Raw genomic sequence first — 23,599 nt, forward strand, 5'->3', positions numbered from 1 at the left:
TAGGGCAACACATTTCAGAGAGGAAATGACCGTCATGTCAGCAACGAAGAAGTTGCTCGGTCTCGCAGTCGTTGGAGGCCTCGCACTCGGTCTCACCGCATGCGACGCGCCAGCAGACCCAGCAGCAACCGGCGAAGCAGGAGCAGCAGTCGAGGTCGAGAGCGTTGGCATCTCGATGCCCACCCGCGAGCTCGAGCGCTGGATCAACGACGGAGCGCAGCTCCAGAGCAAGCTCGACGAGGCCGGCTTCACGACCGACCTGCAGTACGCCGAGAACGACCCGGACACGCAGATCTCGCAGATCCAGAACCAGATCGCATCCGGAGTCGACGTGCTCGTCGTCGCCGCCATCGACGGCTCGGTGCTCGCACCGGTGCTGCAGGATGCGGCTGACGAAGGCGTCACGATCATCGCCTACGACCGCCTCATCAACGACACGGAGAACGTCGACTACTACGCGACGTTCGACAACTACGCGGTGGGCAAGCTCCAGGGCGAGTACATCGTCGACAGCCTGGACCTCGAGAACCAGCCCGGCCCGTTCTACCTCGAGCCCTTCGCCGGCAGCCCGGACGACAACAACGCCAAGTTCTTCTTCTCCGGAGCCTGGGACGTCCTCAAGCCGTACATCGACGAAGGCAAGCTCGTCGTCGGCTCCGGCAAGTCGCCGGCATCGAACGACGACTGGGCCTCGGTCGGCATCCAGGGCTGGGAGAGCGCCGGCGCTCAGGACGAGATGGAGACCCGTCTCGCCTCGAACTACGCCGACAAGAAGGTCGACGTCGTCCTCTCGCCGAACGACAGCCTCGCCCAGGGCATCGCGGAGGCGCTCGTCTCCGCCGGCTACACGCCCGGCTCCGAGTGGCCCATCCTCACGGGTCAGGACGCTGACAAGGCATCGGTCACGAACATCCTCGCCGACAAGCAGTCGATGACGGTCTGGAAGGACACCCGCCTCCTCGGCGACCAGGTCTTCGCCATGGTCGAGTCGCTCAAGGCGGGCACCGAGGTCGAGGTCAACGACACCGAGAGCTACGACAACGGCGTCAAGGTCGTCCCCTCGTACCTCCTCGACCCCGAGGTCGTCACGAAGGACACCGTGCAGGAGAAGCTCATCGACAGTGGCTTCCTCAAGGCATCGGACGTCGGACTCTAACGAGTCACCGACACCACACTGAACGCGCTCGGGCTGGCTGTGCCCCCACACCAGCCCGAGCGCGCTTCTGTTGCAGCTCGCGCCCTCGAGGCGCAGCAGTGCCGAGCGGTGACGCTCGGAAAGTGAGACGGAGCAATGGTGCAAGACGACACAATCCTGAAGATGTCGAACATCGTGAAGGAATTCAGCGGTGTGCGAGCCCTCGCGGGCGTCGACATCGAAGTCCGTCGCGGCGAGGTGCACGGCATCTGCGGCGAGAACGGCGCGGGCAAGTCGACGCTCATGAAGGTCCTGAGCGGCGTCTACCCCTACGGCACCTTCGAGGGGACCATCGAGTTCGATGGCCGCGAGGTGCGGTACAAGACCATCAACGACAGCGAGCAAGACGGCATCGTCATCATCCACCAGGAGCTCGCCCTCAGCCCCTACCTGTCGATCGCGGAGAACATCTTCCTCGGCAACGAGATCCAGCGCTTCGGCGTCATCGACTGGGACGAGACCAACCGCCGTGCGGCGGAGCTGCTCAAGCGGGTCGGCCTCAACGAGAACCCCGCAACCGTCATCCGCGAGATCGGCGTCGGCAAGCAGCAGCTCGTGGAGATCGCCAAGGCGCTGTCGAAGGACGTGAAGCTGCTCATCCTCGATGAGCCGACCGCGGCCCTCAACGACGAAGACTCCGCGCACCTGCTCGGCCTCATCGAGCAGCTGCGCGAGCAGGGCATCACGTCGATCATCATCTCCCACAAGCTCAAGGAGATCCGGCGCATCGCAGACCGCGTCACGATCATCCGCGACGGGGCGACGATCGACTCGATCGACATGACCGAGCCGGATGCGACCGAGGGTCGGATCATCCGCGCCATGGTCGGCCGCGAGCTCTCCTCCATGTTCCCGCCCCGCGAGGCGGTCATCGGGGAGGAGAAGCTGCGCGTCGAGAACTGGACGGTGCACCACCCGGCCGACCCGAGCCGCAAGGTCGTCGACGACGTGTCGTTCCACGTGCGCGCCGGCGAGATCATCGGCTTCGCCGGCCTCATGGGCGCAGGCCGCACGGAGCTCGCCATGAGCATCTTCGGCCGCAGCTACGGCACGAACATCTCTGGGGAGGTGTACAAGTCGGGACAGCTGATCTCCACGAAGACGATCAACGAATCCATCAAGAACGGCCTGGCGTACACCACCGAGGATCGCAAGCACCTCGGCCTCAACCTCATCGGCGACATCCAGGCCAACATCTCCGCGGCCGCCGCGAAGAAGGTCGCCCGTTGGGGCATCGTCGACGGCATCAAGGAGAACGGCGTCGCCGAGGGCTACCGCAAGTCCATGAACATCAAGACGGCGAGCGTCGCAACGCCCACGGGCAAGCTCTCCGGCGGCAATCAGCAGAAGGTCGTGCTCAGCAAGTGGCTGCAGACCGACCCTGACGTGCTGTTCCTCGACGAGCCCACCCGCGGCATCGACGTCGGCGCGAAGTACGAGATCTACGGGCTCATCAACAAGCTCGTCGAGCAGGGCAGGGCGGTCGTCGTGATCTCCTCCGAGCTCCCCGAGCTGCTCGGCCTCGCCGACCGCATCTACACGATCTCCGAAGGACGCCTCACGGGCGAGGTCTCCAAGGAGAACGCAACACAGGAACTGCTCATGCAGTACATGACCGCTGGAAAGGACGAGTCGTGACCACCACGAACACCGAGGCCGCGAGCGAAGCAGGCACCCGGAAAGTGAGGATGTCGGTCGACGTCCGCCAATACGGGATCCTCGGCGCACTCGCCGTCATCATCATCCTGTTCCAGATCCTCACCGGCGGGAAGCTCCTGCTGCCCGCGAACATCAACAACCTCATCCAGCAGAACGCGTACGTGCTGATCCTCGCGGTCGGCATGATCATCGTCATCATCGCTGGCCACATCGACCTGTCGGTCGGCTCGGTCGTCGCCGTCGTGGGCGCCATCACGGCCATCGCCATCACCCAATGGGGGCTGCCGTGGTTCGCGGCGGTGCTCATCGGCCTCGCGGCCGGGGCGGTGATCGGCATCTGGCAGGGATTCTGGATCGCCTACGTGGGCATACCGGCGTTCATCGTGACGCTAGCGGGCATGCTGCTCTTCCGAGGTCTCACGCTCGTGCTCCTCACGGGTGGAACGATCAACGCGCTGCCGGACGAGTTCGTCGCCATCGGCAAGGGCTCGCTGCCGCAGTCGATGGGCACGATGCTCGGCGGACACGACGTCGTCACGATGCTCATCGCGCTTGTCGTCGTCGCAGCCGTCATCGGAAGCCAGCTCCGCACCCGCGCACGCCGCAAGAAGCTCGACCTCCCCGTCGAGCCCGGGGCTGCGCTCATCGCGAAGCTCGCGATCGTCGCCATCGCAGTCCTCGCGTTCGCGTGGCTGCTCTCGGCGCACAAGGGCCTGCCGATCATCCTCATCATCCTGGCCGTGCTGATCATGCTCTACACGTTCATCCTGCAGCGCACCGTCTTCGGCCGGAACGTCTACGCCATGGGTGGCAACCTCTTCGCGGCCAAGATGAGCGGTGTGCGCACGGAGCGCGTCAACTTCCTCATCTTCGTCAACATGGGTGTGCTCGCGGCGCTCGCCGGCATCGTGACGACGGCCCGCGCAGGTGGTGCCGTCGCCTCAGCCGGCAACACCTACGAGCTCGACGCCATCGCGGCGGCGTTCATCGGCGGCGCGGCCGTGACCGGTGGTGTTGGTACGGTTATCGGCGCAGTCATCGGCGCGATGATCATGGGTGTCCTCAACATGGGACTCTCGATCCTCTCGGTCGACTCGGCCTGGCAGTCGGTCATCAAGGGCCTCGTGCTGCTGCTCGCCGTGGCGATCGACGTGCTCGGCAAGCGCCGAGGCGGACGCAGCTGATCGATCTCCGTCGCCCGCGCTGAACCCAGCGCGGGCGACGGAACGGCTCGGCCGAGCGCCAGCCTGCCCGGAAGCAGAAGCAGAAGCAGAACCAGAACCAGACACGCATTGCCGTGACAAGCGAGAGAAAGAGGACGGGCATGGCCACCGATCGTGTCGCCTCTTCGAACCTCTCCCTCATCCTCGAACGCCTCCACCGCGGTGGGCAGGCGTCCAGAGCGGAGCTGACCCGCGAGACCGGCCTCAACCGTTCCACCATCGCCGCGCTCGTCTCCGAGCTCGCCGACCGCGGCATCGTCGAGGAGCACGAACCCGTCGCGACGAATCTCGTCGGCAGGCCGAGCCCCGTCGTCGGCGTCTGCGACAAGATCGTCGCCGTCGCGGTAGTGCCGGAGGTAGATGCCCTCAACGTCGGCGTCGTCAGCTTCCGCGGCGAGCTGCTGAAGCGCATCCGCTTCGAAACCGAGAAGCCGCCGACCGCGAGGGAAGCCGTCGCCATCGTGAAGGCCCTCGTCGAGGGGCTCAGCGAGAGCCTCGACACGCTCTACGAGTGCGTCGGCATCGGCGTCGCCGTGCCAGGACTCGTCCGGGCCTCCGACGGATTCGTGCGCTGGGTGCCCCACTTCGAGTGGCGCGACGTGCCGCTCGCCGACCAGCTGCAGAAGGCCACGGGCCTGCCGGTGCTCGCCGCGAACGACGCCAACCTCGGCGCGGTCGCCGAGCACATCTTCGGCGCTGGCCGCGGCATCAGCAACATGCTCTACATGAACGGCGGCGCGAGCGGCATCGGCGGCGGCATCATCGCCGACGACAGACTCCTGCACGGCGTCGCCGGCTACGCGGGCGAGTTCGGGCACAACCTCGTGGCGACTCCCGCGGCGCTCGGCAACTCGGGCGACGACGAGCTCGAGCGAGTCGTCAGCAGGCGCCGATTGCTCGCCGCCCTCGGCACGAAGAGCGCCAGCGACGACGAGCTGGAGCGGATGCTGCAGCAGAACATCGACCCGGCGGTGAAGCTCGAGACGCACCGCCAGCTCGGGGTGCTCAGCGTCGGCGTGCGCAACATGATCAACATCCTGAACCCCGAGCGGGTGGTGCTCGGCGGGTTCCTCGGCGTGCTGCTTGACCTCGAGCGCGACTACTTCCTCGAGATCCTCGCCGAGCACACGCTCGCCCCGAACTACGGCGAGGTCGAGGTGGTGCGGGCCGGGCTCGGCAGCGACCTGCTGTTCATCGGCGCCGCCGAGCTGCAGTTCCAGGCGCTCATCGAACGCGCCCACCTGCGCCGCTAGCGCCCGCTGCCGACGCGGTTTCAGGATGGGGAATCCGCTTCGGGATGGTCTGTTTTCCATCCGGAAGCGGATTTCCCATCCGCAGACTGGGTCCAGCGGGCCGCGTTGGCGAGCTACGCGGGGTTGCGGACCTCGGGGAACGCGATGACCTGACCCGAGTAGCAGAAGCCGCCGCCGAAGCCGAGCAGGAGGGCGGGGCCACCGGGCTCGGCGACGCCAGCCTCGACCTGCTTGGCGAGGGCGATGGGGATGGAGGCGGCTGAGGTGTTTCCCGAGTAGACGACGTCGCGAGCGACCACGTCGTCGGCGAGGCCGAGCTGCTTGCCGAGGGCGTCGATGATGCGCAGGTTCGCCTGGTGCGGGACGAACGCGACGAGCTCGTCCGCTCGCACCCCGCCCTTCGCGAGCGCATCGACCGCGACGTGCTGCGCCTGCGTGATCGCCCAGCGGAAGACGCTGCGGCCCTCCTGCTCGAAGCGGCCGGACGGCTGCTGGATGCGCACGAGGTTGCCGAGCTCCGGCTGCGAACCCCACGCGACGGGGGCGACGCCGGGAGTCTCGCTGCGTTCGAGCACGACCGCGCCTGCGCCGTCTGCCATGAGGATGGCGGTGGTGCGGTCGGTCCAGTCCATGAAGTCGCTCATGCGCTCGGCGCCGATGATGAGGGCGCGGCTCGCGGAGCCGGCGCTGATCGCCTGGTCGGCGACGGCGAGCGCCTGCGAGAAGCCCGCGCATGCCGCGTTGAGGTCGAAGGCGACGGGGTGCGTCGCGCCGATGCGGGTCGCGACCTGCGCGGCCGTCGACGGCGAACGGTCCATGGCAGTCATCGTCGCGACGATGACCATGTCGATGTCCGTGCCCTGCACGTCCGCGGAGAGGAGCGCCTTGACGCCGGCCGCTGCGGCCAGGTCGGTGACGCTCTGCCCGTCTGCGGCAAGTCGACGCTCGCGGATGCCGACGCGTGACGTGATCCACTCGTCGCTCGTGTCGAGAGTCTGCGAGAGCTCATCGTTCGTCACGATGCGCTCCGGCGACTCGTAGCCGACTCCGACGATGCGCGAGTGCACTGGCTGAGGCTGGGGGAAGGAAAGCATGATCAACGCAGAATCCTACCCTCCGGTCAGTGCTGGTCTCTGTGGGGGTATTCGGAGCGTGCGCGTCGCCCGGATTGCCGCATCGAACGGGGGCGCCCGGGGTGCGCGTCAGCTTCGGGGGAGCGTGCCGATCTCGTCGCCGGCGTCGTTGTAGATCAGGAGCGAGTCGCCGTCGACCGAGGCCGACGCGGCGCCGACGAGCCAGGTGTCGACACCCTCGCAGAACATCATCGTCGACGCGAGGGCTCCGAACTCGATCTTCCCGTCGGTCTCGCTCCAGTCGCCCATGAGCCGGTTGCAGCCGTCGTTGCCCGTCACCCTGCCGTCGTCGGAGAGGCGCAGGCCGGGTTCGCCCTGGCCGCTCGAGTCGGGGGTGCCCCAGGTGCCGGCCGCCGACGCGGCTGTCTGCGCGCATCCGCTGAGGAACAGGAGGGTCGCTGCCGCGACTGCGATGCTGACGCCGATGGTCTTCACGAGGGCTCCGATGCTTGGGGTGGCCACATCGTAGCGAGTCAAACCGGAGCGGCGGATACCCTGTTGCCATGCCCGAACTGACGCCAGAACAAGTCGAGACGCTGACGGGGCTCGCGATGGGCTGTGCTCGCCGCGGTGACAGCAAGACGCTGGTGGATCTCATCGACCAGGGCATGCCCGTCGACCTGCAGGATGCGGCCGGCAACACCGCGCTGATGCTCGCCGCGTACAGCGGCCACGCGGGGGCCGTTCAGGCGCTCATCCGTCACGGAGCCGACGTGGACCTGTGCAACGCGCGGAATCAGTCGCCCATCGCGGGGGCGCTCTTCAAGGGCGAGGACGAGATCGTGCGCCTGCTCCGGGACGCGGGCGCGGACCTCGACGCGGGAACGCCTACTGCGCGCGCGACCGCGGAGATGTTCGGGCAGAAGCACCTGCTGGACTGACCGTCCCGACTGGAAGCGGGAACCGGCAGCGGGCGACCTGCGGTGCAGGAACCGAGCGCTTCGGAACTCGAGCTCGCCGAGGAGTCAGCCGGATGCCAGGCTGGGGGCATGGCCACGTCCGTTCCGCAGGCGCTCACGCAACCGCACCTCGACGTGTGGCGCCCTGAGGCTGGGCGGCTCCGACGCTTCGAGAAGACGGTCGCCCTCGGCGACGGGGATGCGCTGTGGGAGCGGGCCGCGGCAGACGTGCTCGTCTGGCGAGTGAAGACGCGCAGCGGGTTCGAGGTGCACCCGGACGGGGCCCGTGCGGTTGTGGGGGCACGCCCGACGATCATCGCCGGGTGGGGTGGGGTGCGCATCCAGGAGCCCGTCGAGGTCGTGGCCGTCGTCGACGAGCCGACGAGGGTGGGGTTCGCCTACCGGACCCTGCCGGGTCATCCCGTGCAGGGCGAGGAGGCGTTCATCGTCCGCCGAGTGGATGCTCGGGTCGAGTTCACGATCCGCTCGCTGACCCGAGCGGCGCCATCGGGACCTTGGCGCACGCTGTTCCCGTTCCTCCGGGCCGCGCAGATCGTGGCGAGGCGGAGGTACGAGCGCGCGCTTCGGTGAGGCGCGGAACAAGCGCCGGGTCCGTGGTGTTCGACTCAGTGTGACGACCACGATGCTGCAGGCGCCCCCGAGTGATGCGTTCGACCGCGCCCTTGCCACCCTGGAGTGGACGCTCATCGGATCGCACCGCCACCAGCTCGCTGCTGGGGAGCCGGTTGTGCGCCGCCATGCCGGTCCGGGGTTCGTGTTCGTCTTCCGCGGCGCCATCCGACTCTCGGCCTTGGGGGCACCGGTCGTCGACCTCGTGGCGGGTGACCTGGTGTTCTTCCCCAGGGGGCACGTGTCCTCGGTGCTCGCGAGCGTCGAAGCCGAGTTCATCGACGTCGGCTTCGAGGAGGCACCACAGGCGCAGACCGCGGCCGAGGCGCTGCCGGCTTCCCTGATCGTGCGTGACTTCGCCGCGCAGGAGCCCTCGATGGTGGCGCTCATCGATGGCATGGCGTGCGCCTGGAGTCTCGGGGGCGCTCACCCTCGGCCGGGTGACGCCGTGATCTGCAGCCGCATCGCGACGACGATCGTGTCGACGGCGCTCCGTGCCTGGAACGAGGCGGGATGCGCGCCTGCGGGCTGGTTGCGTGACGTCGCCGAGCCACAGCTCGCGGCCGCCCTCGAGGCCCTCCACCAGAAGCCGGGCGACCCGTGGACGCTCGACGAGCTCGCCCGCGTCGCGCGGATGTCGCGCTCGGTCTTCGCCGCGCGGTTCCAGGAGTCCGTCGGCGAGACGCCCATCGGATACCTGACACGCGTGCGCATCGAGACGGCCAAGGGACTGCTCCTGCGGAGCGAGCTGACGATCGGGGCGGTCGCGAGCGGGCTCGGCTACGAGTCGCAGGCGGGCTTCAGCCGCGCGTTCCAGCGGCACACGGGATCCACGCCCGGACGCTGGCGTGCCGAGGCGAGAGCACGGTCGGAGCGCGGGATGCGCGCCAGCTCCTGACGCGCATCCGCTCGACCTGGGCAGTCGAGCCGCTCAGCTGGTGCGGCCGGGGAAGCGCGCGCTGCCGAAGATGAGGCCGCCGACGATCGCCGATACGGACGCGACGACCAGTGCGGGCGTGACGCCGATCAGGTCGATGAGCAGGCCGCCGACACCGGCACCGAGGGTGATGGCGAGCTGGAAGCCGGCGACCGAGAGCCCGCCACCCGATTCCATGCGGTCGGGGACGAGGCGACCCATCCACGTTCCCAGTGTCGTGAGCCAGCCGCCGAACCCGATGCCCCACGTGGTGACGGCGACCGCGACGAGCCAGATCTGGCCGGGTGCGAGCGCCACGATGCCGATCGAGACGCCGATGAGCAGGGGCACGGCGAAGCGGAGCACGGCGAGGTGCCGGTCGACGAGCAGGCCTACGACGAAGTTGCCGATGACACCGCCGATGCCGAAGGCGACGAGCAGCGCGGCGACGCCGACCCCGTCGAGTCCGGGCACTCGGTCGATGGCGAGACGGATGTACGTGAAGGCCACGAAGTGGCCGAGGACGGTGAGGATGTGTCCGGTGAGTCCCACGCGGATGCCGGGGACGCGGAGCGTCTCCACGAGCGAGCGGAAGCCGCCGCTCGATGCGGTCGGGGGAACGTGCGGGAGGGCCAGTCGCAGCGCGATCGCGACGACGACGGTCACGATGGCGACGCTCGCGAAGATGAGGCGCCAGTCCATGATCGTGCCTAGGTAGCTGCCGAGCGGCACGCCGGCGACGGTCGCGACCGTGGTGCCCGTGTTGACGAGCATGATGGCCCTGCCCAGGTGCTTGGGCTGGGAGAGGCTCGCGGCGATGGCGATGGACATGGCCCAGAAGGCGCCGAGTGCCGCGCCGAGCAGGAGCCGGGCGATGAGCAGGAGCACGAACCCGGGGGCCACGGCGACGACCGCGCTCGAGAGTGCGGCGGCGCCGGCGAGCACCACGAGCAGGGTGCGACGGTCGAGGCGCGGCACGAGGATGCCGATCGTGGGGGCCGTGAGGAACCCGACGAACGCGGTCACGGTGACGGTCTGGCCGGCCTGCCCCTCCGTGATGCCGAGGGAGGCGGCCATGGACGGCAGGAGGCTCGGTGGGAGGAACTCGGCGACGACGAGGACGAAGCTCGTCGCCATCATGGCCGCGATGGCGGCCCACGCCGTCTTTGGGGGAGTCTGCGTCTGAGGAGTCGGCGTCGCAGCGACGGTGGGGATGGTTCCTGTGGTCATGTGCCAAGCATCCTCGAACTCGCGATCGAGCGTGTGACCGTCCGTCCGATTCGTTGCACCGATCGTCCGCCGCCGTCAGAGTCGCCGCCCTGTCACACGGGTGGCACGGACACCTTGAGCGCGGGCTTCCTCTTCCGTCCACCGCGCTCGAGGGGCAGCTCAGCCGTGCTGTCGTCGATGACCTGGGCGAGCGTCCAGTCCATCCGGAGCAGCGCGATCAGCGCTTCTCCGGATGGTGATCTGGGGTCGAAGGAGCTGGCTTGGTCCTGCAGCAGAGCGTTGACCGACTGGTGGTCGTCGGCGTCCCTGTCGATCGCGGGCTGGCCGCGAGCCTCGGCCAGCGCGTGGCGGGCGGCGGATGCGCGCGCGGCGACCCTCGAGATCGCGGCGGCCACCAGCGGGTCCGGCCGGGCGAGATCGCCGTCGAGCTGGACGAGACGAGCTGCGGATCTCGTGGCGATGTACATGAGGTGCACGGCGTTCCCTGTTCTCCTCGGGCCGGTGACGAGGAAGGCCGTGGACATGCCGGAGACGGCGGTGTCGACGTCGCCTTGCGCGAGTTCCAGCGTGCGAAGTCCCGTTCGGAGCGCGGTGGTCGTGACGGGGTTCACCGGGGTCGCCAGCAGTCTGCCGAGGAGCGCCTCCAACGCGTCCAGGTAGGCGTTCACCTTCGCCTCGAGCGCCGGTTTCGAGCTGGACGAGAGGATGAGGTAGGCGCAGAGCACGCCGATGACGCCGCCCGCGATGGTCTCCTCGAGGCGAGTCTCGAGGACATCGGCGCCGAGCTTCCCGAGTAGGCGGTACAGGGCGACGAGGATGGTCGTGGTGAAGAGCGCCGAGTAGAGGGAGTTGAGCGGCCCGAAGTAGAGCGCCCCGAAGACGCCGAGGACGCAGATCGCGCTCAGCACGTTCACGTTCCCCGAGGCGAGGGCCACCGCGGCGATGCCGACGATGATGCCGATGGCGGTGCCGAGGATCCGACGGAAGGCGCGCGTGAGGATGCCGCCTCTTGTGGTGGTTCCGGTGAAGATCAGGGAGGCGGTGATGACCGCCCAGTACCAGTGCGAGGCGGAGATAGCCTCGCCGACGATGGATGCGATCGATGCCGCGGCCATGGCCTGCACCGTCATGCGCGTCCACGGATCCTGCTTCGGGGCGAGCGAGACACGCGGCCGTGCTGAGCCTGAGCCTGAGCCCGGGCTCGGTTTCGGGTCTGGTGGCGCGCCGACGATGGTGAGCTCTCGCAGTCGGGCGTGCGCGTGCACGCTCCGGGCGATGAGGTAGCTCGCGAACGTCGCCCCGAGACGGGTGCCGCGTTGCGATGGTCGATGCGCGATGATGTCCGTCGCCCACTCGGTGGCGGAGCTGATGTCACACGCGGGAGCACGCTCGTCGAGCACCGTCCGGAGGTGCGCGAGGTCGCGGTGGAGGCGGGCGGGCAGATCGGCGGCGCTCGCGGAGAGACGGGCCAGCAAGTAGCAGAGCTCTTGGATGTCGACGCGGGCGTCGAGGACCCGATCGCCGAGCGTTTTCGGATCACCGTCTGCGTGCAGCTCGGCGTCCGAGTTCCGCTGCCACGCGTCGATGGATTCGCTGGTCGCGTCGATGCGCGCGAGCCTCAGGCGCAGGGTTCCGGGGTGACCGGGTCGCGAGGCGGCGTCGAGCGCCGACTCCGACGCAGCCCGCAGCTCTCGCAGCAGCAGCAGCAGCTGCCGCCTGGGTCTCTGCAGGAGGAGGGTGGCGCGCGCGACGAGCTGTGTCGTGCAGGCGAGGAGGGCGATCAGGCACAGCGCCGGCAGCTGATCGTGCGTGGGCTTCAGGAGGAGCGCGAAGAAGTACCCCATGAAGGTGACGGTGCCGAGCGAGCCGGCCCTGGCGCCGTAGCGGCGCACCCAGACGGCGGCTCCGCTGACGAGGATGAAGGCGCCGATCGCGAGGATCCGGTTCGGGGCGAGGAGTGCTGCGAGGGCGATCACGGCCACCGAGGCGGGAATGAGGAGCATCGTCGTGACGAGGCGTTCTCGTGGCGAACGATCCTTGACCGAGGCGCCGGCCATGATCGACAGGAAGATGCCGACGCTCAGGAGCGAGCGCTCGGCGTGGAGCTGCCCGATGAGCAGGTTGGTGAGGAGCGCGCTCGCGAGGACCCCGAGCGAGACGGCGGCGGCCGCGGTGAGTCGCGCCCGGGCAGGGTCGCGAGCGGCGAGGAGCAGGCGGAGGGTCTTGCGCATCAGCTCACCCGCTGCTGAACTCAGCGGTTGTCGTCGTCGACGGAGATGAGCTGCAGGGTGAGCCCCGTCTGGATCGCCTCCGCACGGTTCGAGCAGGAGAGCTTCCGGTATACGGACCTGAGCTGGGACTTGATGGTGTTGGGGGAGACGTGCAACTGCGCCGCGATCTCGGCGGTGGTCAGCTCTCGCTTGAGTGCAGTGAGCACGCGGAGCTCGCTGGTGGTCAGGGTGGGGCGCGTCTGCACCATCACGTGGGTGATGCCGGTCACCGAGACGTCGAATGTCGGGTGCATGGAGTCGTCGAGCTCGCACCTCACGCTCGAGAGCACCTCCTGCGGGATCTGGCTCAGGATGCGTCGGGAGTTGCCCCGCTGCACGATGTGCGCGACGCGCTGGGCGGTCGTCGGATCGATCGAGTCGGCCTTGGCGATGGAGAGCCAGGCGGAGAGGATGATGCGCTCCGTGTGCTGGGCGGGCGCGAGCGTTCGCTGCTCGGACAGACGCCGCAGGTGCGTCTCGGCGAAGTCGAGCTTGTCGTCGGCGATGGCGAGGCGGATGGCGGCGCTCGTCTCGAGGAACCCCTTCTGCTCGGTTCGGAAGGCGGCTGCTCTCGCCTGCTTCTTCGAGCCGAGTGCCCACAGCGCGTCGATGGTCGCCGCATTCATGACGTCGATGGCGAGCGAGCCGTGCTGCTCCGTGTGTGCGTCGCGGGCGAGGTGCACGCACTCGAGCGCCTCGTCCGGTCGCTTGCGGGCGAGCAGGGAACGCGTTCGGGCGAGGAGCCCGTATGGCCAGGTCACCTGCAGGCTGCCGAACGAGTCGAGCTTCGCGAGCAGGGGGTCGATGTCGTCGATCATCCGCTCGACGCCGATGAGGGCAGCTGCCGTGTTCTCCGCGAAGCGCGTGGGTTCGCTATACGGTGCGCACGGTTCGGGGAACTGGGGGAGTTCAGCGAGGACTCGCTCCGCCTCCTCGAGCGATCCCCGTTTCGCATGGGCGAGCGCGACCCGTGAGAGGGCGAGCCGCCTGGCGTCCGGGCGGCCCGCGATCTGGCCGATCTCCGCTGAGGCGGCGAGCTCGGTCAGCGCGGGACCCGTCTCTCCGGCGGCGAGCATCGTCGAGCCGATCTGCTGGTGGTAGAACCACAGCGGCCCGTCGGCCCGCTCGCGGAACCCCGTTCCCCGCGACCTGATGCGGTCGGCGAGGCGAGAAGCGTAGGCGAGTGCGGCGGTCACATCGCCGCTGTACCGGAAGGCGATCATCTGCGCGAGCGTGAGCATGTCGACCTCGTCTGTGGTCATGCTCTTGACGGTCTCCGCATTGAGGTGCGGTTTAAACGGGGTTCGTTTATGGGCGAGAACCGGATTTACCCGGTGAAGAATCCAAAGAACCGGGTAATTTTCGAGAAGTGACAGCGGGATCTTCTCTATAGCGTGGATGAGATCCAGGTAGTGCTTGTCGAACAGTGGCCAGATGTGCGCCATCGCGGCCTGTGCGATCTTGCGCGGGTTTCCCGTCTCCAATGCGGCGTCGAGCTTCTGCTTGGAGTCTGCGGCAGTGGCTGCGGTCATGAATCGCCATTCTCTGGGGGAAGTGCGGGTCGTTTCTGGTGGTGCGGCGAGAAAGTGGTTGTCTCAGGGTAAAAACGTGTTCATTGATCGACCGTCCTTCTGCTCAAGGGTCTCTTCGTCCCTCTCCAAGTGGGGAGAGGGGACGGGTGTGGTGGCTGTGATCCCCGGAAAGTCAGCTTCGATGGCGACTTTCGATACGGGTCGGGGGGTATCTTGTCCGAAGAAACCTATCCTGAAATGAACGTGCCGCGCGACCCTCGAGCGTGTCACGACGAGGGGTGTCGCGAGCACCTTTGGATCGCGGGGTGAAACCCGGGGTGAAGCGTCGGGTTACATCTCAGGTTACGCACCGGGTGAAATTCGTTGGCAGTCGCGGTGCATTTTTCCTCACGGGTTACTGTGGCTTTCATGCCCCAGGATGCGGATAGCCCGTCACGAATCATTATTCGAAATGCCAGGCTTTTCGATGGGATAAGTGAACGTGTTCGCGATCGTGTGGATGTGCTTATCGAGGGCTCGAGAGTGCTCGCGATCTCGGAATCTCCTCTGGCGAGCAACTCCCCGGACGGTGCGCGTGAGATCGACGCTCACGGCAGATTCCTCATGCCCGGGCTCACCGACGCCCATGTCCACCTCATGGGCAACGCCAACAGCATGAACGACTTCCTGCAGGCGGCAACGGGCGAGCTGTACGGCAACACGATCGCGGAAGCCAGGAAGATGCTGCTTCGCGGTTTCACGAGCGTGCGCGACATGGGTGGCGACACCAGTCCGATCAAGACGCTCATCGACCGCGGCGTGCTCGAAGGGCCGCGCATCTTCCCCAGCCAGGCCATGATCTCCCAGACCTCAGGCCACGCCGACTTCTCGTTCGTGTACGAGGAGCCGAGCGAGTTCGGCGGCAGGCCCGCACGCACCGAGGACATCCACTTCACGAAGGTCGCGGACGGAGTTCCCCAGGTGCTGACCGCGGTGAGGGAGCAGCTGAAGACCGGCGCGAGCCAGATCAAGCTCACGCTCGGTGGCGGGGCGGCATCGCTCTACGACCCGCTCAGCACGCTGCAGTACACGCCGGAGGAGATCCGCGCCGCGGTCCAGGCTGCTGCCGACTACGGAACCTATGTCGCCGCGCACGTCTACACCTCCGCGGGAGTGGCCAGGGCGCTCGACTGCGGCGTGCGCTCGATCGAGCACGGCCACCTCATGGACGAGGCCACCGTCAAGCTCATCCGGGACGCAGGTGCCTGGCTCTCGGTGCAGCCCTTCGCGGAGGACGACCACCACTATCCCGACCGCGATCGCGCGCAGAAGAACGCCGAGATCTGCCGAGGCACAGCGCAGGTCTACGCCTGGGCCAAGCAGCATGGAGTGCAGACCGCCTGGGGCACCGACCTCCTGCTCGAGCCCGGAGCGGCCGCGAGGCAGAGCGTCATGGCAGCTCGCCTCGGCGAGTTCTACAGCCCGACCGAGGCGCTCCTGATGCTGACCTCCGGGAACGCGAGCCTCTTCGAGATGGCCGGCGAGCGGAACTCGTATCGGGACGCGAAGCTCGGCGTCATCGCCGAGGGAGCCTGGGCCGATCTCATCCTGGTCGACGGCGACCCGCTCTCCGACCTCTCGCTCATCGCCGAGCCGGAGCTGAACTTCCCGCTCATCGTCAAGAACGGCCGGATCGTGAAGGACGAACGATGATGCTGCATGTAGCCGGACCATCGAACAGGAGTGCCTGACGTGAGCGATGTGACGCAGCTGTTCGGCGATCAACCCCTTCCCTTGACCCGAGCCGAAGGCGAGGCGGCGGTCGGCGACGTCATCCTGAACGCCGACGGCATCGAGGTGAAGGCGTCCTGGGGCCACATCTTCGGGCCGGTGAACCTCACGATCCGGTCCGGTGGAGTCACCGTGCTCGTTGGCGCGGGCGGCCGGGGCAGGACAGCGCTGCTGCTCACCCTGGCCGGGCGCATGAAGCCCTCGACGGGGCAGCTCGAGTCGTTCGGGCGGCTCAACGACGCCCACCACCTCTTCAAGCAGGCTGCCCTCGCCAACATCGACGAGGTCGATGGCATCGGCCAGACCATCCGAGTCCACGACATCATCACCGAGCAGATCCGGTGGGGAGCCCGAGGGGCCCGCTGGGTGCGGCAGTCGAAGCAGGCGGACCTCGAGCGCATCTGCGCCCCGGTCTTCGGCGAGTACACCCTGCCGACCATGGACGCGATGGTCGAGGAGCTTCCGGAGCTGACCGGCGCGCTGCTGCGCATCGCCGTCGCGAACACCCGCAAGCCGCCGATCCTCGTCGTCGGGGGTATCGACAAGCTCGCGAGCATCGAGAGCTCGCACAAGCTGCTCGAGCGCCTCGTCGAGCTCGGCAGGGAGCAGACCGTCATCACCGCCGACGTCAACGGCGTCAGCCCAGATTCTGGAATCCGCGACCAGTTCCTCGTGGAGAACCTGACGAACAAGGAGTTCGCCGTGCTCGAGCGAGAGGCTGATGGGCGATGATCGCTGCGTTCTCACCAGGAAGCGACTTCAAGCGCTACTACCGCGGCCGCATGCCGCGGCTCGCGCTCGCGGTTGTCATCCTCATGCCGCTTCTCTACGGTGCGCTCTACCTGTGGGCGTTCTGGAACCCGTTCGGCAACGTCGACAAGATCCCGGTCGCGATCATCAACCTCGACCGGGGCGCCACGGTCGAGGGTGAGCCGCTCACCGCCGGAGACTCGGTCGTGCAGGGCCTCATCGACTCCAAGCAGCTGGACCTCACCGAGACGAGCGAGCAGGACGGCGTCGACGGCCTCGCCCACGGCAAGTACTACTTCACGATCACGGTGCCCGCCGACTTCAGCGAGGCCGTGGCATCGGTGACCACCAACGAGTCTCGCTCCGCGCAGCTCGAGTTCACCTACAACGACTCCAACAACTATCTCTCGACGGTCATCGGCCAGGATGCGGCCGAAGAGGTCATCGTCATGGTCAACCAGCAGGTCTCGGCGCAGATGTTCGACCAGGCGCTGGCAGCCGTCAGAGCTGAGATCCCGACGCTCAAGGAAGCGGTCAGCAGCGTCGAGGAGCTCAACTCCGGCATGCAGACGGCGAATAGCGGTGCGAAGGAGATCGCGGACAACCTGGTGACGGCGAAGGACGGGTCGGCCACGCTCGCCGGTGCCATAGACACGCTCGACGAGGCCGTGCAGGGCGCCGTGACCCGAGTCGACAACGCGATCGCCACCTCCGGCATCACCGGCGCTGAGCTGCGAGACCTCTCGTCGGATGTCGTCACGAGCACGAACACCATCGCGACGGCGCTCAACGAGGCGTCTGCCGCGCAAGCGCGAGCCGACAGCGAGCTCGCGACGATAATGACCGAGCTCGCAGCAAGCGACGATCCGGTCGAGCAGGCGATCGCGGCCCGCCTCGAGAGCGTGCACACGCACATCCAGGACTCCAGGCTGACGGAGGAGTTCGTCACGGTCTTCGACGCCCTGCACACCGACATGAACCTGCTCGCCGGCGAATTCAACGATCCAGACAGCCGCGTCAACGTCATCATGACGGCCATCGAGGACGGCGCCGTGCAGCGCGACCTCGCGACCGCCTCCTCAGACGCGGAGCAGCTCCGCTCCGGAGCTGATCAGCTGGATACCGGCCTCGGTGAGCTCTCCGCCGGCGCCGCGCAGCTGTCGTCTGGCACGGACCAGCTCGCGGCCGGCACGATCGAGCTGGCTGATGCCGCCGATACTGCGCTCAACCTGTTTCCCGACTGGGACGAGGACCAGCAATCCAACTTCGTGCAGGCGCTCGCCCAGCCGGTGGAGCTGAAGGAGACGATCAACAACGAGGCCAAGACATTCGGCTACGGCTTCGCGCCGTTCTTCCTCGGCCTCGCGCTCTTCGTCGGCGGCATCATCGCGTGGATGCTCTTCACCCCGCTGCAGGCGCGTCCGCTCGCCCAGGGCCTCGGTTCCTTCCGCGTGATCCTCGCCTCGTACGTGCCGACTGTGTTCGTCGGGTTCCTGCAGGCGACCATCCTCTACCTGGTCATCTACTTCGGCATCGGGCTGCATCCCGAGCACACCTGGGGAACGTACGGGTTCCTGCTGCTGATGGTGATGATGTTCATGGCGATGATCCAGATGTTCAACGCCGTCTTCGGCCCGGCAGTCGGACGCGTGTTCACGCTCGCCTTCCTCATGATCCAGCTGACCTCCGCCGGCGGCATCTATCCCGTTCCGACGACCACCAACGTGTTCCAGTACATCAACGTCATCGACCCGATGACCTACACCAACAACGGACTGCGGCAGCTGATCCTCGGCGGCATCGACGATCGCCTGCTCACGGCGATCATCGTCATCCTCTCGATGACCGTCGCCTTCATCGCCATCTCGACCTGGGCCGCGAGAAGGAACCGGCAGTACAACATGGACCGCCTGTATCCGCCGGTGGAGGTCTGACCGTGTCAGCATCACCACGAACGCCCAGTACGTCCACGAAGTCACCGTCCGAACGAGAAGAGAGAGTTCCCATGGAGAAAAGCACCAGCAACGGCCACCACCGAAACATCAACCCGGATCTCGACGTCAACCCCGTCTTCGTTCGACCCGGCGAGGCGACGGTCTTCGACAAGTTCAAGCTGCCGGCAGACCAGAGCCTCCCTGAGACGGCCTACCAGATCGTGCACGACGAGGCCATGCTCGACGGCAACTCGCGCCTCAACCTCGCGACGTTCGTGTCGACGTGGATGGACGACGAGGCGAAGAAGCTCTACGCCGAGGCCGCGGACAAGAACATGATCGACAAGGACGAGTACCCGGGAACGGCGGCCATCGAAGACCGCTGCTGGCGGATGCTCGCCGACCTCTGGAACGTCCCGGACGCCGCTGACACCATCGGCACCTCCACGATCGGATCGTCAGAGGCCTGCATGCTCGGCGGCCTGGCGCTCAAGCGGCTCTGGCAGGAGAAGCGGAAGGCGGAGGGCAAGTCGACCGAGAAGCCCAACCTCATCATGTCGGCCGCAGTGCAGGTCGTCTGGGAGAAGTTCTGCAACTACTGGGACATCGAGGCGCGATACGTGCCCGTGTCGCCCGACCACCTGGTGCTCGACGGCTACGATCTCGAGAAGTACGTGGACGAGAACACCATCGGCGTCGTCGCGATCCTTGGACAGACCTTCACCGGTCTCTACGACGACGTCGTGGCGATCGCCGCGAAACTCGACGAGATCCAGGCCGCGACCGGCAACGACGTGAAGATCCACGTCGACGGCGCATCCGGCGCGATGGTGGCGCCGTTCTGCCAGCCGGACCTCGGCTGGGACTTCGGGATCGACCGGGTGAACTCGATCAGCACGTCCGGCCACAAGTACGGCCTCGTCTACCCCGGCGTCGGCTGGGTGGTGTGGCGCAACACGGCGGTGCTCCCCGAGAGCATGATCTTCCACGTCAGCTACCTCGGCGGCGACATGCCGACCCTCGCCCTGAACTTCTCCCGCCCGGGCGCCCAGGTCCTGCTGCAGTACTACCAGTTCCTCCGCCTCGGTCGCGAGGGCTACCGGCTCGTCCAGCAGAACTCGATCGACGTCGCCACCTACCTCTCCTCGGAGATCGAGAAGATGGGGCCGTTTGAGCTCGTGAGCCGCGGAGATACGATCCCCGTCTTCGCCTGGGTGTTGAAAGACGGCCACACCGGCAACTGGAGTCTCTACGACCTCGCCGACCGGCTCCGCATGAAGGGCTGGCTCGTGCCCGCGTACCCCATGGCCGACAACATGGGCGACGTCATCCTCCAGCGCATCGTCGTCAAGGTCGGTCTCAGCCGCGACCTCGCGTCGTCGCTCCTCGCGGACATCCGCGGTGACGTGGAGTACCTCGACTCGCTCGAGACGCCGCTGCCGCGCGAAGCGGGCCGCGGCGTGCACTTCCACCACTGAGATCAGCGGCCGCGCGGGGGAGCCGAGCTGCTCTCCCGCCGGCCCGCCGCCCACGAGCAGGAGACGGAACCCACCGACATGACGAGCGCAGCAACCTCCCCTCGCGAACACACGGGACCCCTCGGTGCCACGGGGAAGCTCCTCGTGCCGACCGTCGTCAAGCAGTGCTGGCTCTTCATGGTGGGCTCCGCGCTCTTCGCGCTGGGCTCCGCGCCGGTGCTCAGCGAGCAGATGGGCTCGCAGCTCTCGAACCTGTTCTTCTTCGTCGGGGCATGGTTCTTCACCTCAGCCGGCCTCATCCAGCTCTTCCTCAGCGGCGCGGTGGCCGTTCCCGTCTCCTATGCCCCCGGTCGAATGGTGAGAGCCGAGTGGCTGACGGCGTCCACCCAGTCGTTTGGGACGCTGCTCTTCAACGTCAGCACGACAGCGGCGCTGCACGCCAAGTCGCTGACCAGCCAGGAGAAGCTCGTGTGGAACCCGGACGCGGGCGGGTCGGTCGCGTTCCTCGTGAGCGGATGCGTTGCCTTCATCGCGTTCGCGCACACGAACCAGACGTGGAGCGTGCGCTCGAGCGCGTCCTGGTCCTTGGTCATCAACTTCGTCGGCTGCGTGGCCTTCGGCGCCTCCGCGGTCGGCGCCTACATCCTCCCTAGCGGGGCGACGATCAACGCCTCGCTGGCGACGTGGGGCACGTTCATCGGCGCGGTCTGCTTCTTCCTCGCGTCCCTCGTCGTCCTGCCAGGGGCGACGAAGGCCGGTGCGACTCCGGCTCGCGACAGCTCCAGTGTCGGACGGAGCGCCTAGGCCATGCTCATCGGCATCGCGCTCGCCCTGGCCGCCGCGGCCTTCATGGCCGTTGGCAACCTGCTCCAGTCGCGCGGCGTCCATCTCGCGGAGACGAGGTCCAGCAGCCGCAAGGATGCGGCCGTTCACGTGCTGCGGAATCGGATCTGGCTCTTCGGGAGCGTCGCGCTGGTCGTCGCGATGCTCGTGCAGGTCGGCAGCCTGGCGTTCGCGCCGCTGATCGTCGTGCAGCCGATCGGCGTGGCGGCGCTCGTGTTCTCCGTCGTCCTGACGAGCATCTTCCGCAAGACGCGGCCGTCGAGAGCCATCATCCGGTCGATCCTGCTGTGCGTCGTCGGCGTCGGCGGATTCGTCGTGGTCGCCGCGATCGTGAGCACGCAGCAGCCGATCGAAGACGCGCAGCTGGTCGCCGTGCTCGTGACGCTCGGCGGCGTGCTCGTCGCGACCGGCATCGTCGAAGTGCTGGGAAAGGGCCGTCCGACGCCGCCGCTGCTGTGGGTGCTGCTCGGCGGGGTCTACTCCGCGTTCGTCGCAACGCTCGGGAAGACGGTCATCCTCCGGGTGCAGGCCATTCTGAAGGCCCACGAGATGCCGTTCAACTCGACGGACATCCTCACCATCGCGAGCATCCTCGGCATCGGAATCGCCGGGGCCCTCTCCGTGATCTTCGTCCAGCGCGCGCACCTCGACAACCCACCGGAGGTCGTCGTCGCGGGGCTCACGGTCATCGACCCCACGATCGCGGTTGTCCTCGGCATCGTGATCCTGCACGAGGCGACGAATGCCCCGCTCTGGGCGGTCGTCGCATTCCTCGCGGCAGGTGCCGTCGCTATCACCGGGGTGATTCAGCTGGCGCGGGCCGAGAAGTCTCCCGTCGATGAGGTCTCGAATTCCTCATCCGCGGGTGAGAGGAAGGGTTAGTGGGCGGGTGAAATAACTCGCATCTCTTATCGGTGCAAAAGGGTCAAACATATACTTCGATAACGTCGGACAAATCATGATGGCATATTATCCTGGCCATTTGCACGAGCCGGCGGGAAATGAGTCGACTATGCATTACAGCAGTGGAAACTACGAAGCATTCGCACGCCCGCGCAAGCCGCAGGGTGTCGATGACAAGAGCGCTTGGCTCGTCGGCGCAGGTCTCGGGAGCCTCGCTGCGGCGATCTTCCTCATCCGCGACGGGCAGATGAGCGGCGACCGCATCACCATCCTGGAAGAGCTCAACATCGCCGGCGGCGCACTCGATGGCATCAAGTACCCCGAGAAGGGATTCGTCATCCGCGGTGGCCGCGAGCTCGAGGACCACATGGAGTGCCTCTGGGACCTCCTGCGCACCGTGCCATCGCTCGAGATCGAGGACGCCAGCGTGCTCGACGAGTTCTACTGGCTCAACATCGACGACCCGAACTCGACGAAGAGGCGGGTCACGGAGAAGCAGGGCCAGGACGCCGGCACGAACTTCAAGTTCGGTCTGTCCGAGAAGGCGCAAAAGGAGATCGTCGGTGTCTTCCTCGCCACGCGTGCGCAGATGGAGGACAAGCGGATCGACGAGGTGTTCAGCGCCGAATTCCTCGACAGCAACTTCTGGCTCTACTGGCGCACGATGTTCGCCTTCGAAGAGTGGCACTCGGCCCTCGAGATGAAGCTCTACCTCCACCGCTTCGTGCACCAGCTCGGCGGGTTCCCCGACATGTCGGCCCTCAAGTTCACGAAGTACAACCAGTACGAGTCGTTTGTGCTGCCCATGCAGAAGTGGCTGCTCGAGCGCGGCGTCACTTTCCAGTACGGAACCAAGGTCACCGACGTGCAGTTCGACATCACGGGTGACAAGAAGCAGGCGACCCGCATCGAGTGGGTCCGCGACGGCGAGGAGGGCGGCGTCGACCTCAGCGAGAACGACCTGGCGTACATCACCATCGGATCGCTGACGGAGAACTCCGACCAGGGCGACCACGCCACCGCGGCCCGACTCAACACGGGCCCGGCTCCGGCCTGGGACCTCTGGCGCAAGATCGCCGCACGCGACGAGGCGTTCGGCCGCCCCGAGGTGTTCTGCGGAGACATCCAGAAGTCGAAGTGGGAATCGGCGACGGCGACGACGCTCGACGCTCGCGTCCCCGAGTACATCGAGCGCATCGCGGAGCGCGACCCGTTCTCGGGCAAGGTCGTGACCGGTGGCATCGTCACGGCACGCGACTCGCCGTGGCTCATGAGCTGGACGGTCAACCGCCAGCCCCACTTCAAGGCGCAGAAGCCGACCGAGATCGTCGTCTGGATCTACGGCCTCTTCGTCGACACCCCAGGAGCCTTCGTCAAGAAGAGCATGCAGGACTGCACGGGTGAGGAGATCACCCAGGAGTGGCTCTTCCACCTGGGGGTCCCCGTCGACGAGATCCCCGAACTCGCCGCCACCGGCGTCAAGACGGTGCCGGTGATGATGCCGTACGTCACCTCCTTCTTCATGCCGAGGAAGGCAGGCGACCGCCCGGCCGTCGTCCCGAAGGGCAGCGTGAACTTCGCCTTCATCGGTCAGTTCGCCGAGACGACGCGAGACTGCATCTTCACGACGGAGTACTCCGTGCGCACCGCCATGGAGGCGACCTACGAGCTCCTCGGCGTCGAACGCGGTGTTCCGGAGGTCTTCAACTCGACGTACGACCTCAGGTTCCTGCTGCACTCGACGAACGTCCTGCGCGACGGCGAACAGCTCGACATCCCCGGGCCGAGCTTCGCGAAGCGCCACCTCGTCAACCGCTTCGATCAGACCGAGCTCGGCCAGCTGCTGACCGACTTCAACCTGATCCCGGCCACCAAGGACGCTCGCGTCCACGACCGCAGCGACGACGCGATCGCCTGACCCGCACGCGCACCCGCCGCCGTCGCATCCGCGTCGGCGTGCAGAGCAGTTCCCCTTACGAAA

General features: G+C 67.1%; 19 protein-coding genes. 14 read left to right on the top strand and 5 right to left on the bottom strand.

Annotated elements, in window-relative coordinates:
- Positions 1-34 precede the first annotated feature (34 nt).
- The 4 genes from chvE (at position 35) to C5E06_RS16610 (ending at position 5,330) form a co-directional block, all read left to right on the top strand.
- Entirely contained in the window at positions 35-1,156 is a 1,122-nt protein-coding gene (gene chvE, locus C5E06_RS16595) for a multiple monosaccharide ABC transporter substrate-binding protein (RefSeq protein ID WP_104300638.1), read from the top strand.
- A 162-nt stretch (positions 1,157-1,318) separates the two neighbouring features.
- A complete protein-coding gene (mmsA, locus tag C5E06_RS16600; RefSeq protein ID WP_308471374.1) occupies positions 1,319-2,833 on the top strand; it encodes a multiple monosaccharide ABC transporter ATP-binding protein in 1,515 nt (504 codons plus the stop codon).
- 50 nt (positions 2,834-2,883) lie between these two features.
- Positions 2,884-4,038, top strand: a complete 1,155-nt coding sequence (gene mmsB / locus C5E06_RS16605) for a multiple monosaccharide ABC transporter permease (RefSeq protein WP_104243587.1) — start codon at positions 2,884-2,886, stop codon at positions 4,036-4,038.
- Between the two features lie 140 nt (positions 4,039-4,178).
- The gene (locus C5E06_RS16610; RefSeq protein ID WP_104243534.1) at positions 4,179-5,330 is read left to right on the top strand and encodes an ROK family transcriptional regulator; all 1,152 of its coding nucleotides are present in this window, start codon (positions 4,179-4,181) and stop codon (positions 5,328-5,330) included.
- A 113-nt stretch (positions 5,331-5,443) separates the two neighbouring features.
- On the opposite strand, the gene C5E06_RS16615 is transcribed toward C5E06_RS16610, so the two are convergent.
- Positions 5,444-6,424 (bottom strand): beta-ketoacyl-ACP synthase III, encoded by a 981-nt coding sequence (locus tag C5E06_RS16615; RefSeq protein WP_104307645.1) that lies wholly within the window; start codon positions 6,422-6,424, stop codon positions 5,444-5,446.
- Positions 6,425-6,532: 108 nt separating this feature from the next.
- The gene (locus C5E06_RS16620) at positions 6,533-6,925 is read right to left on the bottom strand and encodes an META domain-containing protein (RefSeq protein WP_258063385.1); all 393 of its coding nucleotides are present in this window, start codon (positions 6,923-6,925) and stop codon (positions 6,533-6,535) included.
- A 41-nt stretch (positions 6,926-6,966) separates the two neighbouring features.
- Here C5E06_RS16620 and C5E06_RS16625 point away from each other — a divergent pair, with 41 nt between their 5' ends.
- The 3 genes from C5E06_RS16625 (at position 6,967) to C5E06_RS19520 (ending at position 8,890) form a co-directional block, all read left to right on the top strand.
- On the top strand, positions 6,967-7,344 hold the full coding sequence (locus C5E06_RS16625) for an ankyrin repeat domain-containing protein (RefSeq protein WP_104307602.1): 378 nt from the start codon (positions 6,967-6,969) through the stop codon (positions 7,342-7,344).
- A 108-nt stretch (positions 7,345-7,452) separates the two neighbouring features.
- Complete coding sequence (locus tag C5E06_RS16630; RefSeq protein WP_104307646.1) at positions 7,453-7,953, top strand: DUF1990 family protein; 501 nt, start codon at positions 7,453-7,455, stop codon at positions 7,951-7,953.
- Positions 7,954-7,993: 40 nt separating this feature from the next.
- A complete protein-coding gene (locus C5E06_RS19520) occupies positions 7,994-8,890 on the top strand; it encodes an AraC family transcriptional regulator (RefSeq protein ID WP_219819580.1) in 897 nt (298 codons plus the stop codon).
- A gap of 33 nt (positions 8,891-8,923) precedes the next feature.
- Here C5E06_RS19520 and C5E06_RS16640 read toward each other — a convergent pair whose 3' ends face one another.
- The 3 genes from C5E06_RS16640 to C5E06_RS16650 form a co-directional block, all read right to left on the bottom strand.
- Positions 8,924-10,138, bottom strand: a complete 1,215-nt coding sequence (locus tag C5E06_RS16640; protein WP_104307603.1) for an MFS transporter — start codon at positions 10,136-10,138, stop codon at positions 8,924-8,926.
- Between the two features lie 92 nt (positions 10,139-10,230).
- On the bottom strand, positions 10,231-12,369 hold the full coding sequence (locus C5E06_RS16645; protein WP_104243527.1) for an FUSC family protein: 2,139 nt from the start codon (positions 12,367-12,369) through the stop codon (positions 10,231-10,233).
- A gap of 20 nt (positions 12,370-12,389) precedes the next feature.
- Positions 12,390-13,940, bottom strand: a complete 1,551-nt coding sequence (locus C5E06_RS16650; protein WP_104243525.1) for a LuxR family transcriptional regulator — start codon at positions 13,938-13,940, stop codon at positions 12,390-12,392.
- A gap of 501 nt (positions 13,941-14,441) precedes the next feature.
- Between C5E06_RS16650 and C5E06_RS16655 the strand changes: the two genes are divergently transcribed.
- The 7 genes from C5E06_RS16655 to C5E06_RS16685 all read left to right on the top strand — a co-directional run bounded on the left by C5E06_RS16655 (position 14,442) and on the right by C5E06_RS16685 (position 23,536).
- On the top strand, positions 14,442-15,632 hold the full coding sequence (locus C5E06_RS16655) for an amidohydrolase family protein (protein WP_219819658.1): 1,191 nt from the start codon (positions 14,442-14,444) through the stop codon (positions 15,630-15,632).
- Between the two features lie 39 nt (positions 15,633-15,671).
- Positions 15,672-16,442 (top strand): ATP-binding cassette domain-containing protein, encoded by a 771-nt coding sequence (locus tag C5E06_RS16660; RefSeq protein ID WP_219819657.1) that lies wholly within the window; start codon positions 15,672-15,674, stop codon positions 16,440-16,442.
- Positions 16,439-18,394 carry a YhgE/Pip domain-containing protein gene (locus C5E06_RS16665; RefSeq protein WP_104243521.1) on the top strand — a complete coding sequence of 652 codons (1,956 nt, stop codon included), beginning with the start codon at positions 16,439-16,441 and terminating at the stop codon, positions 18,392-18,394. The genes C5E06_RS16660 and C5E06_RS16665 overlap by 4 nt, the downstream gene beginning before the upstream one ends.
- 71 nt (positions 18,395-18,465) lie before the next feature.
- Positions 18,466-19,872: a glutamate decarboxylase gene (locus tag C5E06_RS16670; RefSeq protein WP_104307604.1), complete on the top strand. Its 1,407-nt coding sequence runs from the start codon at positions 18,466-18,468 to the stop codon at positions 19,870-19,872.
- Positions 19,873-19,950: 78 nt separating this feature from the next.
- Complete coding sequence (locus C5E06_RS16675) at positions 19,951-20,676, top strand: hypothetical protein (protein WP_104307605.1); 726 nt, start codon at positions 19,951-19,953, stop codon at positions 20,674-20,676.
- A 3-nt stretch (positions 20,677-20,679) separates the two neighbouring features.
- Positions 20,680-21,597, top strand: coding sequence for a DMT family transporter (locus C5E06_RS16680; RefSeq protein ID WP_104307606.1), 918 nt, complete (start codon positions 20,680-20,682; stop codon positions 21,595-21,597).
- A 130-nt stretch (positions 21,598-21,727) separates the two neighbouring features.
- A complete protein-coding gene (locus tag C5E06_RS16685; protein WP_104243513.1) occupies positions 21,728-23,536 on the top strand; it encodes an oleate hydratase in 1,809 nt (602 codons plus the stop codon).
- The last annotated feature ends 63 nt before the right edge of the window (positions 23,537-23,599 follow it).

The organism is Pseudoclavibacter sp. RFBI5 (assembly GCF_002931395.1).
Classification (GTDB): Bacteria; Actinomycetota; Actinomycetes; order Actinomycetales; family Microbacteriaceae; genus Pseudoclavibacter.